Source organism: Thalassolituus marinus (assembly GCF_020320395.1).
GTDB classification, from domain to species: Bacteria; Pseudomonadota; Gammaproteobacteria; order Pseudomonadales; family Oceanobacteraceae; genus Venatoribacter; species Venatoribacter marinus.
The window spans coordinates 62,181-78,945 of the sequence record NZ_JAEDAH010000042.1; the positions used below are offsets into that span (position 1 = coordinate 62,181).

Sequence of the window (16,765 nt, forward strand, 5' to 3'; positions counted from 1 at the left end):
CTCAGCTCAGCCGCTCACGAATGGCTGCTACGATGGGAGCGTTGGCTTCAGGGAAGCTGAATTCGTCCAGACGTGTCCAGCTTATCCAGCGAACTTCCTGACCTTCGGCACCATGGGCCAGTAAGGCCTGATTCATACCGGGTTCAACCCAGTACACATCCAGCAGTACGGTTTTATCAGGGTAACTGAAGGGGATTTCCATCAGTGGTGACATCTGAGCTTCGCTCACCGTCAACGCGACTTCCTCGTCCAACTCACGCACCAGCGCTGCTGCAACCGATTCACCATCTTCGACTTTGCCACCGGGAAACTCCCACAAACCGCCCTGATGTTTGTCATCCGGGCGGCGGGCAATGAGGATGTCGTTGTCATTGACGACAACGACAGCCACAGCAACGTGCACACTTTTCATCAGGAGCGGTAGTCCGCATTGATGCTGACGTAATCGTGCGACAGGTCACAGGTCCACAGCTCTTCACGTGCGTCACCGCGACCGAGCTCAATGCGTACACGGAATTCGCTCAGTGCAAAAATAGCCGCACCTGCCGCCTCTGTATAGCTGGCACAACGACCACCATCTTCAACGATCTGCACATCATCCAGATAAATCTGAACCTTATCGAGGTCGAAGTTTTGCACGCCGGAGCGACCAACTGCAGCCAGAATACGGCCCCAGTTAGCATCGGAAGCGTACATTGCCGTTTTCACCAATGGCGAGTGAGCCACGGTGTAAGCCACATCCAGCGCCTCTTTCTGCGCTGCCGCACCACCAACTTCGATGGTAACGAACTTGGTTGCACCCTCGCCGTCGCGAATAATGGCCTGCGCCAGAACCTGGAAAGCATTCTTCAGCTCGGCAAATACCTGCTGTGCTTCTGCAGAAGAGGCATCATCGATCTGCACACCGCTGCGGCCAGTAGCCATCAGCATGCAGGAATCGTTGGTAGACGTATCACCATCGATGGTGATGCGGTTGAACGAACAGTCCGCCAGTTCTTTACACCAGGCCTGCAGTACAGAATCGGCGACACCGGCATCGGTAGCGATATAGCCCAGCATGGTCGCCATATTCGGCATAATCATGCCAGCACCCTTGGAGATACCGGTAATGGTGACAGTTTTGCCGTTCACATCAAACTGAGTGGAAAAACCCTTAGGCAGCGTATCTGTGGTCATAATGCCACGCGCGGCACGAGCCCAGTTGTCCGCAGACAGGTTCGCAAGCGCTTCCGGGATACCACGCTCGAACGCCGGCATATTCAGAGGCTCACCGATAACGCCAGTGGAAAATGGCAGAATCTGCGCGGCTTCTACACCGGTCGCTTTGGCCAGCATGTCACATGAAGCAACGGCATTGGCATAGCCTGCTTTACCGGTACCGGCATTGGCATTACCGGTATTAATCAGCAGATAAGCCGGCTTAGCTTCGGCCAGATGCTGTTTGGAAATCTGCACCGGAGCAGCACAAAAAGCGTTGGTGGTGAAAACACCGGCAACGTTTGTACCTGCTGCCAGCTCAAAGATCACCATATCGTCACGGTTCGGATAGCGAACGTGTGCCTTAGCGATACCCACGCGGACGCCATCAACTGGCTTAAAATCTTCGAAAACAGTGAAGTTAACGGCCATTTAGTTCTTTAAACCTCAGGAAAGCTTGCCATGGCAATGCTTGTATTTTTTACCGGAACCGCATGGACAAAGCTCATTGCGGCCCACTTTACGTTCGTCACGCACAAATGGCTGAGCTTCTTCATCTGCTGCCGGTGCTTCTGATTCACCAGACATAGACTCAGCCGCAGCATGCTCGTACTGAGCGCGCTCAGCCTGAGCTTCAGCAGCTGCACGACGCTGCTCTTCCATTTCACGTACGTCCTCTTCCTGACGCACTTTCACATGCGACAGCACGCGGATACTTTCTTTCTTAATGTTGTTCAGCAGCTCCTGGAACAGGCCAAAGGATTCGCGCTTGTATTCCTGTTTCGGGTTTTTCTGACCATAGCCACGCAGGTGAATACCCTGACGCAGGTGATCCATGGTCGCCAGGTGTTCTTTCCACAGGTTGTCGAGAATCTGCAGCATAACCTGCTTCTCAAACATACGGATTGCCTGCGGACCTGCCTGCTGTTCCTTATCTTCGTACGCTTGCTGAACAGCATTCAGAATACGCTCACGCAGGGTTTCTTCGTACAGTTTATCTTCGCTGTCGAGCCACTGCTGAATCGGAAGTTCGATATCGAACTCAGCTTTCAGATGCGTTTCAAGACCCTGAATATCCCACTGCTCTTCCAGACTTTGTGGTGCAATGTAACCATCAATGGCTTCATTCACGACGTCTGCGCGGATGGTGGTAATTACTTCAGAAATGTCGTCCATCGCCATCAGATCATTACGCTGGTTGTACACCACTCGACGCTGATCATTGGCCACATCATCGTATTCCAGCAGCTGCTTACGGATATCGAAGTTACGACCTTCAACCTTACGCTGGGCTTTCTCAACCGCGTTAGTCACCATACGATGTTCGATGGATTCGCCGTCCTTCATGCCCAGTGCCTGCATCATGCCGCGCATACGCTCCGACATGAAGATACGCATCAGGTTATCTTCCAGCGACAGGAAGAAACGGGTTGAGCCCGGGTCACCCTGACGACCGGCACGACCACGCAGCTGGTTATCAATACGGCGTGATTCATGACGTTCAGTACCAATGATATGCAAACCACCGGCTTCAAGAATATCGTCGTGACGCTTCTTCCAGGCAGCTTTGATCTCAGCGATCTGCGCCTCCGATGGGTTCTCCAGAGCAGCAACCTCAGATTCCCAGTTGCCACCCAGCATGATGTCAGTACCACGACCAGCCATGTTGGTAGCGATGGTTACTGCGCCCGGACGACCGGCTTCAGCAATAACCTGCGCTTCACGGGCATTTTCCTTGGCGTTCAGAACATTGTGCGCGACTTTGGCTTTGGTCAGCTGCTGCGACAGATACTCAGATGCTTCAATAGAAGCAGTACCCACCAGAACCGGACGCTGTTGCGCAGTTACTTCGCGGATTTCTTCGATGACCGCGTCGTATTTCTCTTTCTGAGTGGCATAGATCACATCGTTAAAGTCGATACGACGAATCTGTTTGTTGGTCGGGATAACCACAACATCCAGGTTATAGATCTGCATAAACTCGAAGGCTTCGGTATCTGCAGTACCTGTCATACCGCCCAGCTTTTCATACAGACGGAAATAGTTCTGGAAGGTGGTCGACGCCAGTGTCTGGCTCTCTGCCTGAATCTTCACACCTTCTTTGGCTTCTACGGCCTGGTGCAAACCTTCGCTCCAGCGACGACCCGGCATGGTACGACCAGTGTGCTCATCAACAATCACGATCTGACCGTTCTGCACAATGTAATCAACGTTCTTCTGATACACGGCGTGAGCACGCAGCGCAGAATGTACGTGGTGCAGCAGGCTCAGGTTGGTGGCTGAGTAAAGGCTCTCGCCTTCCTGCAGAATACCTTCTTTGGTCAGCAGCTCTTCGACAAACTCATGACCTTCTTCGGTCAGTTCGATACTGCGGCTCTTTTCATCGACGATAAAGTGGCCGGTGGTACCACCCTGTCCGCCGTCAATTTCTTCGCCCTTCTCCAGCTGTGGTACCAGTTTATTGATCACGTGGTACAGCTCGGAACGGTCTTCTGCCGGTCCGGAGATGATCAGCGGCGTACGCGCTTCGTCGATCAGGATAGAGTCCACCTCATCGACAATCGCAAAGTACAGTTCGCGCTGAACTTTGTCGGCCATCGAGAACGCCATGTTGTCGCGCAGGTAATCGAAGCCAAATTCGTTGTTGGTACCGTATACGATATCGCACTGATACTGGCTGCGTTTTTCTTCACCCTGCTGACCCGGTACAACCACACCAACCGACAGGCCAAGGAATTCGTATAAAGGACGCATCCAGTTAGCGTCACGACGCGCCAGATAGTCGTTCACGGTAACCACGTGAACGCTCTTTCCGGTCAATGCATTCAGATAAGTAGGCAACGTACCCACCAGAGTCTTACCTTCACCGGTACGCATCTCCGCGATACGGCCTTCGTGCAGCGTAATACCACCGATCATCTGTACATCGAAGTGGCGCATGCCCATGACACGGGTGCTGGCCTCACGACAGACTGCAAAGGCTTCAGGTAATAAGGCATCCAGATTCTCTCCCTGCGAGAGACGCTGACGAAATTCCTGCGTTTTGGCTTTCAGTTCATCGTCGCTGAGGGACTTGAGGGATTCTTCGAGGGCGTTGATGCGGGCTACCAGTTTGCCCATGCGCTTCAGTTCACGGCTGTTCTTACTGCCGAAGATCTTGCGAAAGAGGTTACCAATCATGGTTTTATCGTTATCCGAATACAAAAATAGGGCGCAGGGCCAAAGTGCTAAAGGCTACTTATAACCCAGAATGATGACAAGCGTATTGAATAGATAGATTACCGCGGTTTGCGGTGAATATAGGCCGCTGGATCGACTGTCCGGCCGTTTTTATACACTTCGAAGTGAACGTGCGGGCCAGTAGAACGGCCGCTGCTACCCATCAGGGCAACGATATCGCCTTTTCGCACCACATCGCCAAGAGCAACTTTCAGCTCTTCGCAGTGTGCATAGCGTGTTTTGTAACCATTACCATGGTTGATCTCAACCAGATTACCGTAGCCATAGCGCGGCCCAGACCAGGTCACCACGCCGGACGCCACAGCGACAATATCAGCACCCATCTTGCCGGCGAAATCGACGCCCGCGTGCCAGGCCAGACGGCCAGTAAATGGATCTGTACGCTTACCATAGCGTGATGACATCCAGCCACGGGTAATCGGACGGCCAGCAACAAAGGTATCAGAACTCAGCTTATTCGCTGACATCAGGTCATCAAGCACTTCCAGCTGCTGTTCACGGCTGTCGATACGTTCCGCCAGTTCATCCAGCACTTCGCTGATTTCCGGCACCTGATAGGCTTCGCCCAGCGTGCCCGGACCACCAACGGCGGGCTGCATAGCGAAATCGAATTCTTCGGAATTAAGATCGGATACATCCACCAGACGCTCACCAAGGGCATCAAGACGGAGTAACTTGGCCTGAAGTTCGGCCAGACGCAGCGTCAGAGCTTCGAGCTCCTGATCAGTCTGCTTGCGAATCTGCTGAAGCTCCTGCTTCTGCATATTAAGGTCGTGTTCCCACGCCTTGGCAGCATTGAGGTCGAGTACACCTTCATCTGCGAGACGTTCCGCCAGCCAATAGCCAGCCGCACCCATCGCAAAAGGCAATGCGAACAGGAATCCGAACATCATCGTACGCGCCGAAGAACTCAGCGTGTACGTGCGGGATTCACCATGTCGTCGACCTACAATAATGATATTCATAGTCAGCTATTTACTTCCTGCCCGGTTGCCACCCGGCCGTTTCCTCTCTGGAGGCCCGACAAAACAAAGGCCATAACTCAATTATGGCCTTTGATTGAAGATACTCAAACGGAATACTGTATCAATAAGTTAACCGGCTGCGGCTGGACGCATATAGGAAATCGGTGCGCTTTCTTCAGCGAATTCAACGAATTCCCAGGCATCTTCCTGAGCCAGCAGCTCTCGCAGCAACTTGTTGTTCAGGCCGTGACCGGATTTGTAACCAATGTACTCACCAATCAGGCTGTGACCGAGCAGATACAGGTCACCTACCGCATCCAGAATCTTGTGTTTAACAAACTCGTCATCGTAACGCAGACCGTCTTCATTAAGAACACGGTAATCATCAACAACGATGGCATTCTTGACACTACCGCCCAGTGCAAGATTCTTGGAGCGCATATACTCCAGATCTTTTGTGAAACCGAATGTGCGCGCACGGCTCACTTCCTTCACATAGGAGGTAGATGAAAAGTCCAGACTGGCTTTCTGGATGCTCTGTTTAAACACAGGGTGATCAAAATCAATTTCAAAGCTGACCTTGAAGCCCTCATAAGGTACAAACGAAGCGATCTTGTCGCCTTCGCGTACTTCAACCTTACGTTTGATACGGATGAAACGCTTAGGCGCTTCCTGTTCAACAATACCAGCAGATTGCAGCAGGAATACGAATGGGCCGGAGCTACCATCCATAATAGGAACTTCCTGAGCGCTGAGTTCAACAATCGCATTGTCGATACCCAGACCTGCCATGGCAGACAGCAAATGTTCGACGGTATCCACCTTCGCATGGTCTTTAACCAGCGTCGTAGACAGGGTCGTTTCTCCCACGGCGACAGCATTCGCCGGGATATCGACCACTGGCTCGAGGTCCGTACGGCGGAATACAATGCCCGAATTCACCGGAGCAGGCTTCAGGGTCAGGTATACCTTTTCACCAGAGTGAAGGCCTACCCCTGTTGCCCGGATTGTATTTTTAAGCGTACGTTGTGGAATCATCTGAACAATCCTGCCATTGTTGAGCAAATTTCATACAAAAATTAACCAAGCCGGCATTATAGCAGCATCAAAGGAATGTGCTAGTACACATTCCTTAGTCTGCCTGACGACGCAGGAAAGCCGGGATATCCAGGTAGTCCATATCAGGACGGTCTGCGACATCGATCTGCTTCGCGGCGCTACCGGACTGACGACTTACCGTTGGACGATCCAGCTGACTGTAGTCTGGCGTGCCATCTGCCTTACGAACGGTGTTATCGACAACTTTCGTTGGCTTTGGTTCCTCAACAACGTCCTGACGACCCAGTCCCGTTGCAACAACAGTTACACGCAGTTCATCAGACAGTTCCGGATCAATCACCGTGCCAACCACAACAGTGGCGTTTTCAGAGGCAAACTCTTCAACAACAGCACCGACTTCACTGAATTCACCCAGTGACAGATCAAAACCGGCAGTGACGTTAACCAGAATACCGCGAGCACCACGCAGATCGACATCTTCCAGCAGAGGACTGCCAATCGCTGCTTCCGCTGCTTCGCGAGCACGGTTTTCACCACTGGCAACACCAGTACCCATCATCGCCTGACCCATTTCAGACATCACAGTACGGACGTCCGCAAAGTCGACGTTGATCATACCCGGACGGGTGATCAGATCAGCGATACCCTGAACGGCACCCTGTAATACGTTGTTCGCTGCTTTAAATGCATCCAGCAGAGAGGTGTTCTTGCCCAGTACAGACAGAAGCTTCTCGTTTGGAATCGTGATCAGAGAGTCAACATTCTCTGCCAGCTGCTTAAGACCCTGGTCGGCGGCAGTCATACGCTTCTTGCCTTCGAACGGGAATGGTTTAGTAACCACAGCAACAGTCAGAATGCCCATTTCCTTGGCCACTTCTGCAACGACTGGCGCGCCACCGGTACCCGTACCACCACCCATACCGGCAGTGATGAATACCATATCGGCACCTTTCAGCGATTCTGCGATGCGCTCACGATCTTCCAGAGCAGCCTGACGGCCGACTTCCGGATTGGCACCAGCACCCAGCCCCTTAGTCAGGCCTGAACCCAGTTGAATAATTGATCGGGAGCTGACATTACGCAGCGCCTGTGAATCGGTATTAGCACAGATGAAATCAACACCTTCGATGTGATTTTCCACCATATGCTGGACGGCATTACCGCCACCACCACCGACACCCACAACTTTAATTATTGCGGATTGTTGTAAATCATCTGCCAGTTCGAACATATCTCCATCTCTCTGAGACATAACATTATCTCCTTAGCCGCGCGCTGCTGTTATTTAATATTAAAAGTTGCCTTTAATCCAATCTTTTATGCGACCGAAAACGTTGTTTTCGAGCTCATCAACCGGACTATTTTTCGCTTTATTCTGCTGCTGTCGTACCGCATACAACAAAAGACCGACAGCGGTGGAATAAATCGGGTTATTTATGACGTCAGTCAGACCGGAAACCCCATAAGGTTTGGCCAACCTGACCGGCATATGGAATATCTCTTCGGCCAGTTCAACGACCCCTTCCATTTTTGCCGTACCACCGGTAAGAACGATGCCGGCAGCGACCATATCCTCAAAACCGCTGCGACGAAGTTCTGCCTGAATCAGAGTAAAGAGTTCGTCATAACGAGGCTCAACCACTTCCGCCAATGCCTGACGGGAAAGATCCCGCGGCGGGCGTTCGCCGACACTCGGAACCTTGATCGTTTCATCGGCACGGGCAAGCTGCGTCAGAGCACAGGCATACTTGATCTTAATTTTTTCAGCATGCTGCGTCGGCGTACGTAACGCCATCGCAATATCATTGGTCACCTGATCGCCAGCAATCGGAATTACCGCTGTATGACGAATAGCTCCTTCGGTAAAAATAGCGATATCCGTGGTGCCACCACCAATATCGACCATACATACACCCAGTTCCCGTTCGTCATCGGTTAATACCGCATAACTGGAGGCCAGCTGTTCCAGAATAATGGCGTCAGTCTGCAATCCGCAGCGCTGTACACAACGCTCAATATTCTGAGCTGCATTAACCGCTCCGGTAACCAGATGCACTTTAGCTTCCAGTCGAACCCCGGACATTCCTACCGGTTCTTTAATGCCTTCCTGGTTATCTACAACGTATTCCTGTGGCAGCACATGCAGAATGCGTTGGTCCTGTGGAATTGCCACAGCCTGGGCCGCATCAATTACACGTTCAATATCGGTAGCGGTCACTTCGCGATCACGCACGGCAACAATGCCGTGCGAATTCATCGAGTGAATATGACTGCCTGCAATCCCTGCATACACTGAGTGGATGGTACAACCCGCCATCAGTTCGGCTTCCTCCACAGCTCGCTTAATGGACTGAACGGTGGATTCAATATTTACGACCACACCTTTTTTCAGACCGCGGCTTGGATGAGATCCCAGACCAACAACTTCAATATTGCCGTCTTCGTCGACTTCGCCAACGATCGAGACAATTTTGGACGTACCAATATCCAGGCCAACCAGCATGTTCTTTTGTTGCACCTGACTCATCACCCCATCTCCTGTTCGGACCGCCATGCAATAGCAGCCCCTTTGCCATAACGTAAATCCAGACTGCGCACTTTTTCCTGCGGCAGCTTCGCCAGCAACCGTTCAAGCCGGTGCAGACGCTCTTCAAAATACTGGCGGCCAAACTTAACCAGCCAGCCATTGCTTAACCGAACCTCGACCGCGCCGACAGCATCCACCGACAGCCGCTCAATTTTCAGTTCCCGCTCCGTCAGATTCTGCTGAATCCGGCGAAAGTAACGCATCGCGCTATCGGCATTAATCTGCTGCCCTTCGATGCGCGTCAGTCCATCAGTATTCAGCCCTGTCGGTATCTCACTGATACGACCACTGACGCTGAGCAACTGGTTGTCATTCCACAGTGCCATTGGCACGTCTTCAGTGATCTTAACTTCCACCGTATCAGGCCAGCGCTTGCGTACCGTTACCTGATGTACCAGCGGTAAACCCGCCAGACTGCTGTATACCTTTTTCATATCAAGCGAGAAAAAACTCTCGCCTTTAACCCAACTGATATTTTCTGCCAGGTCATCTGCCTGCCACGCCGACAGTCGTCCCGACACTTCAATCTGTTCAATTGGCCAGCTCTGGTAAGCTTCTCGCCCACTCCAGAAAACAGCGACCGCAACAACAGGAATCAGCAACCATTGCCAGGCAATGGATGGCAGTGTGATATTCCACTGCCTTGGTTCCTTTTCCACACGAAGCGTTGCTCCACGTGGTGTTTCCCGCTTATTACTCACTGACGCGCCCTTTCGCTTCAGCCAGCAACTTTACAACCAGCTGCGGAAATTCAATGCCTGCTGCACGCGCCGCCATTGGTACCAGAGAATGATCAGTCATACCTGGTGCAGTATTCGCTTCGAGCAACCAGAAACTACCATCGCTGTGCTGCATCACGTCGATACGCGCCCAGCCCTGACAACCAAGAACATCGAAAGCACGTTTTGCCAGTGCTTTAAGTTCCGCTTCTTTTTCTACATCCAGGCCGCAGGGCAGCAGATACTGGGTATCGTTGGCCTGATATTTCGCTTCGTAATCGTAAAACGCATGCGTGGTTTTCAGCTGAATAGGCGGCAATGCTTCACCGTCAACAATCGCAACGGTAAATTCACCACCCTGAATCCACTGCTCCGCCAGCACCAGCGCGTCGTAGCCTGACGCAAATTCATAACTAGCCTGCAGTTCTGCTGCATCATGAACTTTACGCATACCGATACTTGAACCTTCGCGTGCCGGCTTAACAATGGCATCGCAGTTCAGTTCAGCAATAACCTGTTTCCAGTCGCTGCTGCTATCCAGCAAAAAAGCTTTCGGCGTTGGTAATCCCGCTGCCTGCCAGATCAGCTTGGTGCGCCATTTATCCATGGCCAGTGCCGATGCCATAACACCGCTACCGGTGTAAGGTTTGTTCAGCCACTCAAGCACACCCTGAATTGTTCCGTCTTCACCGCCACGACCGTGCATGGCAATAAAAGCCAGATCAAAATTTTCGTTGGTTAACTGATGAATGGCATGCCCCTGAATATCGATGGCCACCACATCAGCACCCACCGATTGCAATGCTGCCGTTACCGCAGCACCACTGCGCAAAGACACTTCACGTTCGGCAGAATTTCCGCCCATCAATACAGCTACGCGGCCCAGATCTGCGGCACTCATGCGTTAAGCTCCTTCAGCCATTGTGGCAAGTCGCGGGTCAGTTCGACTGCCAGTGAACCAATGTCACCAGCCCCCTGAGTCAACAGCAGATCACCTGCCTGCAGCACACCTTTTAACGGTTGCTCAAGCGACTCATCTCGTTCAATAAAGATCGGGTCTACCGCACCGCGCTGACGAATGCTGCCACATAATGCGCGACCATCCGCACCAGCAATCGGTTTTTCACCAGCGGGATAAACATCCATCAGGATCAGTACATCGGCACCGGACAACACGCGTACAAAATCTTCATACAAGTCACGGGTTCGGGTGTAACGATGCGGCTGGAATACCATCACCAGACGACGTTCCGGGAAACCTTTGCGAATAGCATCCAGGGTAACTTCCAGTTCACGCGGGTGATGACCGTAATCATCGACCAGCATGACATCACCATTGCCACATTCGAATTCACCACACACGGTAAAACGGCGACCAACTCCGGCGAATTTTTCCAGCGCGGTCACAATCGCGGCGTCACTGACACCTTCGTCATCGGCAACGGCAATGGTAGCCAGCGCATTCAGCACATTGTGTTTGCCTGGCATGCGCAGCGTAATATCCAGATCACAACGGCCACCCGGGCGATGAACGGTGAAATGACTAAACAAACCCTGCTGACTCAGGTTCGTCGCTCGGTAATCAGCATCGTCAGAAAAACCATAAGTAATCGTCTGGCGACTGATACGCGGCAGCAATTCGCGCACGGTATCATCATCGATACAAACCACGGCCAGACCGTAAAACGGCAAGTTGTGCAGGAAGTCGACAAAGGTATTTTTCAGAACTTCAAAGTCGCCACCATAAGTACTCATATGGTCAGCATCGATATTGGTTACGATCGATACCATTGGCTGTAAATGCAGGAAGGAGGCATCACTTTCATCGGCTTCAGCAACCAGGTAACGGCTGTCACCCAGACGTGCATTAGTACCAGCACTGTTGAGCTTGCCACCGATGACAAATGTTGGATCCAGTTCACCCTCTGCCAGTACCGATGTCACCATACTGGTGGTCGTGGTTTTACCGTGAGTACCCGCTACCGCAATACCATGGCGGAAGCGCATCAGCTCAGCCAGCATTTCTGCCCGGCGCACGACAGGAATACGATTTTCCAGCGCCGATTTAATTTCCGGATTGGATTCGTCAATCGCGGTGGAAACCACCAGCACATCCGCTTCCGCAATATTGCTTTCCTGATGACCGATATAAACCTTCGCACCCAGCGCTACCAGACGCTCAGTCACATTGGATTGTTTCAGGTCGGAACCTGAAATCTGATAGCCCTGATTCAGTAGCACTTCGGCAATGCCACACATACCGGCACCGCCTATACCCACAAAGTGGATGCAGCGGATGCGGCGCATTTCCGGAATCAGATGACGTAATTTCTGTTCAGCCACGGGCCAACCTCTTTACCTGTTCTGCGACTTTTTCAGCCGCGCCGGTCATGGCCAGTTTGCGCGCGCGCATGGCCATACCTTTTAATCTGTTGCGATCGCCGTTCAGCTGACGGATTAATGACGCCAGCCAATCGGCATTAAATTCATTTTGCGGACATAAAATGCCGGCTTCCTGATCAGTCAGGTAGCGTGCATTCGCCGTCTGATGATCATCCACCGCCGATGGCAGCGGAATAAATACGGCTGCAGTGCCTGCCGCTGCGACTTCAGAAACGGTCAGGGCACCCGCGCGGCAAATCAGCAAATCTGCCCACTCATACGCTGCTGCCATATCGTCAATAAATGCACTGGCTTCTGCCTGAATATCAGCCTGACGATAAGCTGCAGAAACCTCTTCGATATTGCGTTTACCGGCCTGGTGACGCAGCACTGGACGCTCGTCAGTTTTCAGCGCATTCATTGCAGCGATCATCACATTGTTAATTGCTACCGCACCCTGCGAACCGCCGATAACCAGTACATGTAATGGCTGATTATCATCGATGCGTTGCTGATAACGCTGCTGTGGCTCTGCAGTTTCGACCACTTCGCGGCGCACCGGATTACCCAGAGTTAAGGCGCCGGCCAGAGCATCCGGGAATGCCTGCATCACGCAATCCGCAAAGCGTGTCAGCAAGCGATTGGTCATACCGGCGCGGGCATTCTGCTCATGCACCAGCAGAGGAATTCCGCACAGTTTTGCCGCTACACCACCAGGACCTGTGGCATAACCACCAAAACCCAGCACGGCAACCGGCTGTACTTTTTTCATCACAGCACGAGCCTGAAACACCGCACGCAGTACCCGCACTGGTGCTTTCAACAGACCCAGTTTTCCTTTACCACGCAACCCCTGAATACTGATGGTGTTCAGGGTAATTCCGTTAGCCGGCACCAGATCTTTTTCTATTCCGGCAGCCGTGCCCAGCCATTCAATGGCATAGCCTTCCTGTTGTAATTCACGCGCTACAGCCAGCGCCGGAAATACATGTCCACCGGTACCGCCAGCCATCATCAGTACGGTTTTATTCACTTTGCTCATCGTCACCTCCCACAGTCATCTGTGCAGATTCATAAGCAATGCGCATCACCACACCAATCATCACGCAGCAAATCAGCAAACTACTGCCACCGTAAGAATAAAATGGCAGGGTCAATCCTTTGGTTGGCAGTAAGCCAGTGTTCACACCAATATTAATGACCGCCTGCAAACCGAGCAGAGAAGCAATACCAATAGCGATATAAGCGCCATACATATTGCCAACCTGCTGAGCTTTCCAGCCGACCTGCCAGATAAGGCCAATCACAGTCACCAGAGCCATAACAGCGAAAGCACCACCAATCAGACCGGTTTCTTCCGCCCAGATAGCGAATACAAAATCGGTGTGCGCTTCTGGCAGGTAAAACAGTTTCTGTACACTCTCACCCAGACCAACACCGAACCAGTCGCCGCGGCCGAAAGCAATCAGCGACTGTGTTAACTGATACCCTGTGCCGTAAACATGCTCAGGTGCCCACGGATCGAGATACGCCATCAGTCGTTCTACGCGATAGCTTTCTGAAGTCAGCACCACCACGCTCAAAGCGAGGGTTGCGATCAGCAGCAGGAAAAACTGACCGGCTTTTACCCCACCCAGGAACAGCTGAATAAGTACCGCCCCCATCAGTACAACCACGGCACCAAAGTCAGGTTCCAGCAGCAGCAACAAAACAATACCGGCGAGAATGGCCAGCGGCTTAATAAAGCCCGACCACTGACTCTGTACTTCTTCCCGGCGACGAACTAAATAGCCGGATACATAAAATACCGCTGCCAGCTTGGCCAATTCAGACGCCTGAACTTTAATAATGCCGAAATTCAGCCAGCGCTGACTGCCGTTCACTTCATGGCCAATACCCGGCACAAACACCAGAACCAGCCCCACCACAGATGCCAGCAGGAACACCACATCCACTTTTGCCCAGGCTTCCAGTGGAATCTGACTAAACAGGTACATAACCGCGACACCCAGCACCAGATAAACGCCGTGACGTATAGAAAAATACGCTGCATTGCCGGTGTAGTATTCTGCGATGCCGGTAGAAGCCGAAGTCACCATCAGCCAGCCAAGTATCATCAGCACCAGCCATGGCCAGAAAAGCGTTTGCTGATTCTGCCAGTCGATTCTGTGGATAAAGTTGCTCACAGCACCTCCTCCACTAAAGAGCGGAAATACTCTCCGCGCTCAACGTAATTTTTAAACTGATCAAAGCTTGCACAGGCTGGCGATAACAGAATCACATCGCCTTCTTCGGCCAGTGACAGAGCACGATCAAAAGCTTCTTTCATGGTGTCCTGCTGTGAAACAGCAACATCCCCGGATACCGCATTGGCGATAATCATGGCATCAGCACCATAAGTCAGAACTTCCGCGCAGTATTCTCCGCAAGGCTCTGCTAACGGTGAAAAATCCTGACCTTTACCTTCGCCACCCGCGAGCAGCCAGATTTTACCGTTAACTTCCGGCCCCAGACCGTTAATAGCCGCCAGCGTTGAGCCAACATTGGTGCCTTTTGAATCGTTATAGAAAGAGACCTGCTCATGTTCACCCAGCCACTGACAGCGGTGATCGAGACCAGCAAAATCTTTTAATGCCGGCAGGACTTTCTCAATATCAACACCAACCAGCTGAACCAGTGCCAACGAAGCCATGACGTTGGCCAGATTGTGCTGACCTTTAATTTTCAGATCGGATGCCGCAATGACTGCCTGCTCACCGAACGAAATCCAGCTTTCGCCGTCTTTGCGGATTAAACCGAACTCATTGGCAGCCGGAACGGCAACGCCAAACGAAATTTCGGCCTCACAACCTACTGGCTGCGTTGCGGCATCATCACGATTCAGTACCGCGTGGCGCGCACCCTGAAAAATGCGCTGTTTCGCCTGCAGGTAATCATCCATACCTGTATAACGATCCATATGGTCTTCGCTCAGATTCAGAATAACCGCAACTTCGGCACTCAGGTCGGTGGTTGTCTCAAGCTGAAAACTCGACAGCTCCAGCACATAAATATCGGCCTCACCAAGATCCAGTGCCGGGACACCAATATTGCCACCAACACCCACTGCCATACCTGCCGCCTGCAGCAACTCGCCGACCAGTGTGGTCACCGTGCTTTTACCATTGGAGCCAGTAATGGCAATAATGGGTTTCTGGCACTGGCGAGCGAACAGCTGAATATCACCTGCTACGGCAACACCTGCAGCAATCGCCTGCTGGATCGCTGGCTCTGCCAGGGCAATACCCGGACTGACTATCAGTTCATCGTACTGGCTCAGCAGTTCACCGTTCAGGGCACCGGTAATGATTTGCGCTTCCGGAAACTCCCGCTGCAATTCAGCCAGCGCAGGCAGTGTTTCACGGGTATCACACAGATCAAATGCACGGCCGCTACGCGCCAGATAGCGCGCAGTCGACAGCCCGGTCATGCCCAGACCGACTACCATGCATTTGTTGTTTGAACCCTTGGCGCTCATCAGTGTTTTCCGTTATCAGCGAATTTTCAGCGTGGCCAGACCGACCAGCACCAGCACAATGGTAATAATCCAGAAACGTACAATCACCCGAGGCTCCGGCCAGCCCTTCAGTTCGAAGTGATGATGCAGTGGCGCCATACGGAAAATACGCTTTCCGGTTAATTTAAATGACGCTACCTGCAGAATGACCGATACGGTTTCGGCAACAAAAATACCGCCCATAATGAACAGCACGATTTCCTGGCGTACGATGACAGCGACCACACCCAGCGCTGCGCCCAGCGCCAGGGAGCCGACATCGCCCATAAATACCTGAGCCGGATAGGTGTTAAACCAAAGGAAACCGATACCAGCACCGACGATAGCAGCACAGAACACCACCAGTTCACCGGCGCCCGGTACATAAGGGATGTGCAGGTAATTGGCGAAATTCACGTTGCCCGCCAGGTATGCACACACACCCAGTGCAGCACCCACCATCACAGTCGGCATAATCGCCAAGCCGTCCAGACCATCAGTCAGGTTAACGGCATTACTGGAGCCAACGATGACGAAATATGTCAGCAGCACAAACATCAGCCCAAGCTGCGGCATGAATTCTTTGAAGAAAGGAACAACCAGCTGCGTTTCTGCCGGACTCTGAGCGCTATAGAACAGATAAGCACCAACAATCAGGGCGAATACCGACTGCCAGAAATATTTCCATCGCCCCGGTAAACCACGGGAGTTTTTCTCCACCACCTTACGGTAGTCATCCACCCAGCCAATAGCGCCAAAAAACAGCGTAACCAGCAGTACCACCCAGACAAAACGATTTTCCAGGTTACCCCACAGCAAAGTGCTTAACGCGATAGACACCAGAATCAGCACACCACCCATCGTCGGCGTGCCTGCTTTGCTTAAATGTGACTTAGGGCCGACTTCCCGGATTGCCTGACCAATCTGATATTCACGCAGTTTACGGATCACAAAAGGCCCGAGCATCAGAGCCACAAGCAGCGCGGTGATCACAGACAAGATGGCTCGCAGTGTCAGGTAATTAACGACACCAAAGCCCGAATGAAACTGTGATAACCAATCTCCCAGCCAAAGCAGCATG

Annotated in this window: 14 protein-coding genes; all 14 read right to left on the reverse strand. The window is 52.2% G+C overall.

Annotation, left to right across the window (positions count from 1 at the left end; all coding sequences use genetic code 11):
* Position 1: 1 nt before the first annotated feature.
* Entirely contained in the window at positions 2 to 412 is a 411-nt protein-coding gene (mutT, locus tag I9W95_RS08350; protein ID WP_225673781.1) for an 8-oxo-dGTP diphosphatase MutT, read from the reverse strand.
* Positions 412 to 1,629: a bifunctional glutamate N-acetyltransferase/amino-acid acetyltransferase ArgJ gene (gene argJ, locus I9W95_RS08355; RefSeq protein WP_225673783.1), complete on the reverse strand. Its 1,218-nt coding sequence runs from the start codon at positions 1,627 to 1,629 to the stop codon at positions 412 to 414. Before argJ ends, mutT begins: the two co-directional genes overlap by 1 nt.
* Positions 1,630 to 1,644: 15 nt before the next feature.
* Complete coding sequence (secA, locus tag I9W95_RS08360) at positions 1,645 to 4,377, reverse strand: preprotein translocase subunit SecA (protein ID WP_225673785.1); 2,733 nt, start codon at positions 4,375 to 4,377, stop codon at positions 1,645 to 1,647.
* Between the two features lie 98 nt (positions 4,378 to 4,475).
* Entirely contained in the window at positions 4,476 to 5,402 is a 927-nt protein-coding gene (locus I9W95_RS08365; protein ID WP_225673787.1) for a M23 family metallopeptidase, read from the reverse strand.
* A 129-nt stretch (positions 5,403 to 5,531) separates the two neighbouring features.
* Positions 5,532 to 6,440: a UDP-3-O-acyl-N-acetylglucosamine deacetylase gene (lpxC, locus tag I9W95_RS08370; RefSeq protein ID WP_225673789.1), complete on the reverse strand. Its 909-nt coding sequence runs from the start codon at positions 6,438 to 6,440 to the stop codon at positions 5,532 to 5,534.
* Between the two features lie 94 nt (positions 6,441 to 6,534).
* Positions 6,535 to 7,692, reverse strand: coding sequence for a cell division protein FtsZ (gene ftsZ, locus I9W95_RS08375; RefSeq protein WP_225673905.1), 1,158 nt, complete (start codon positions 7,690 to 7,692; stop codon positions 6,535 to 6,537).
* Between the two features lie 60 nt (positions 7,693 to 7,752).
* Complete coding sequence (gene ftsA, locus I9W95_RS08380; protein WP_225673791.1) at positions 7,753 to 8,988, reverse strand: cell division protein FtsA; 1,236 nt, start codon at positions 8,986 to 8,988, stop codon at positions 7,753 to 7,755.
* Positions 8,988 to 9,749, reverse strand: coding sequence for a cell division protein FtsQ/DivIB (locus I9W95_RS08385; protein ID WP_225673793.1), 762 nt, complete (start codon positions 9,747 to 9,749; stop codon positions 8,988 to 8,990). Before I9W95_RS08385 ends, ftsA begins: the two co-directional genes overlap by 1 nt.
* Positions 9,742 to 10,668 carry a D-alanine--D-alanine ligase gene (locus tag I9W95_RS08390; protein ID WP_225673795.1) on the reverse strand — a complete coding sequence of 309 codons (927 nt, stop codon included), beginning with the start codon at positions 10,666 to 10,668 and terminating at the stop codon, positions 9,742 to 9,744. The genes I9W95_RS08385 and I9W95_RS08390 overlap by 8 nt, the downstream gene beginning before the upstream one ends.
* On the reverse strand, positions 10,665 to 12,074 hold the full coding sequence (gene murC, locus I9W95_RS08395) for a UDP-N-acetylmuramate--L-alanine ligase (protein WP_225673907.1): 1,410 nt from the start codon (positions 12,072 to 12,074) through the stop codon (positions 10,665 to 10,667). The genes I9W95_RS08390 and murC overlap by 4 nt, the downstream gene beginning before the upstream one ends.
* Before the next feature lie 28 nt (positions 12,075 to 12,102).
* Complete coding sequence (murG, locus tag I9W95_RS08400) at positions 12,103 to 13,191, reverse strand: undecaprenyldiphospho-muramoylpentapeptide beta-N-acetylglucosaminyltransferase (RefSeq protein ID WP_225673797.1); 1,089 nt, start codon at positions 13,189 to 13,191, stop codon at positions 12,103 to 12,105.
* Positions 13,175 to 14,335 carry a putative lipid II flippase FtsW gene (gene ftsW / locus I9W95_RS08405; protein ID WP_225673799.1) on the reverse strand — a complete coding sequence of 387 codons (1,161 nt, stop codon included), beginning with the start codon at positions 14,333 to 14,335 and terminating at the stop codon, positions 13,175 to 13,177. The genes murG and ftsW overlap by 17 nt, the downstream gene beginning before the upstream one ends.
* Positions 14,332 to 15,666, reverse strand: coding sequence for a UDP-N-acetylmuramoyl-L-alanine--D-glutamate ligase (gene murD / locus I9W95_RS08410; protein WP_225673801.1), 1,335 nt, complete (start codon positions 15,664 to 15,666; stop codon positions 14,332 to 14,334). Before murD ends, ftsW begins: the two co-directional genes overlap by 4 nt.
* A gap of 15 nt (positions 15,667 to 15,681) precedes the next feature.
* On the reverse strand, positions 15,682 to 16,764 hold the full coding sequence (mraY, locus tag I9W95_RS08415; protein WP_225673803.1) for a phospho-N-acetylmuramoyl-pentapeptide-transferase: 1,083 nt from the start codon (positions 16,762 to 16,764) through the stop codon (positions 15,682 to 15,684).
* Between the last annotated feature and the right edge of the window lies 1 nt (position 16,765).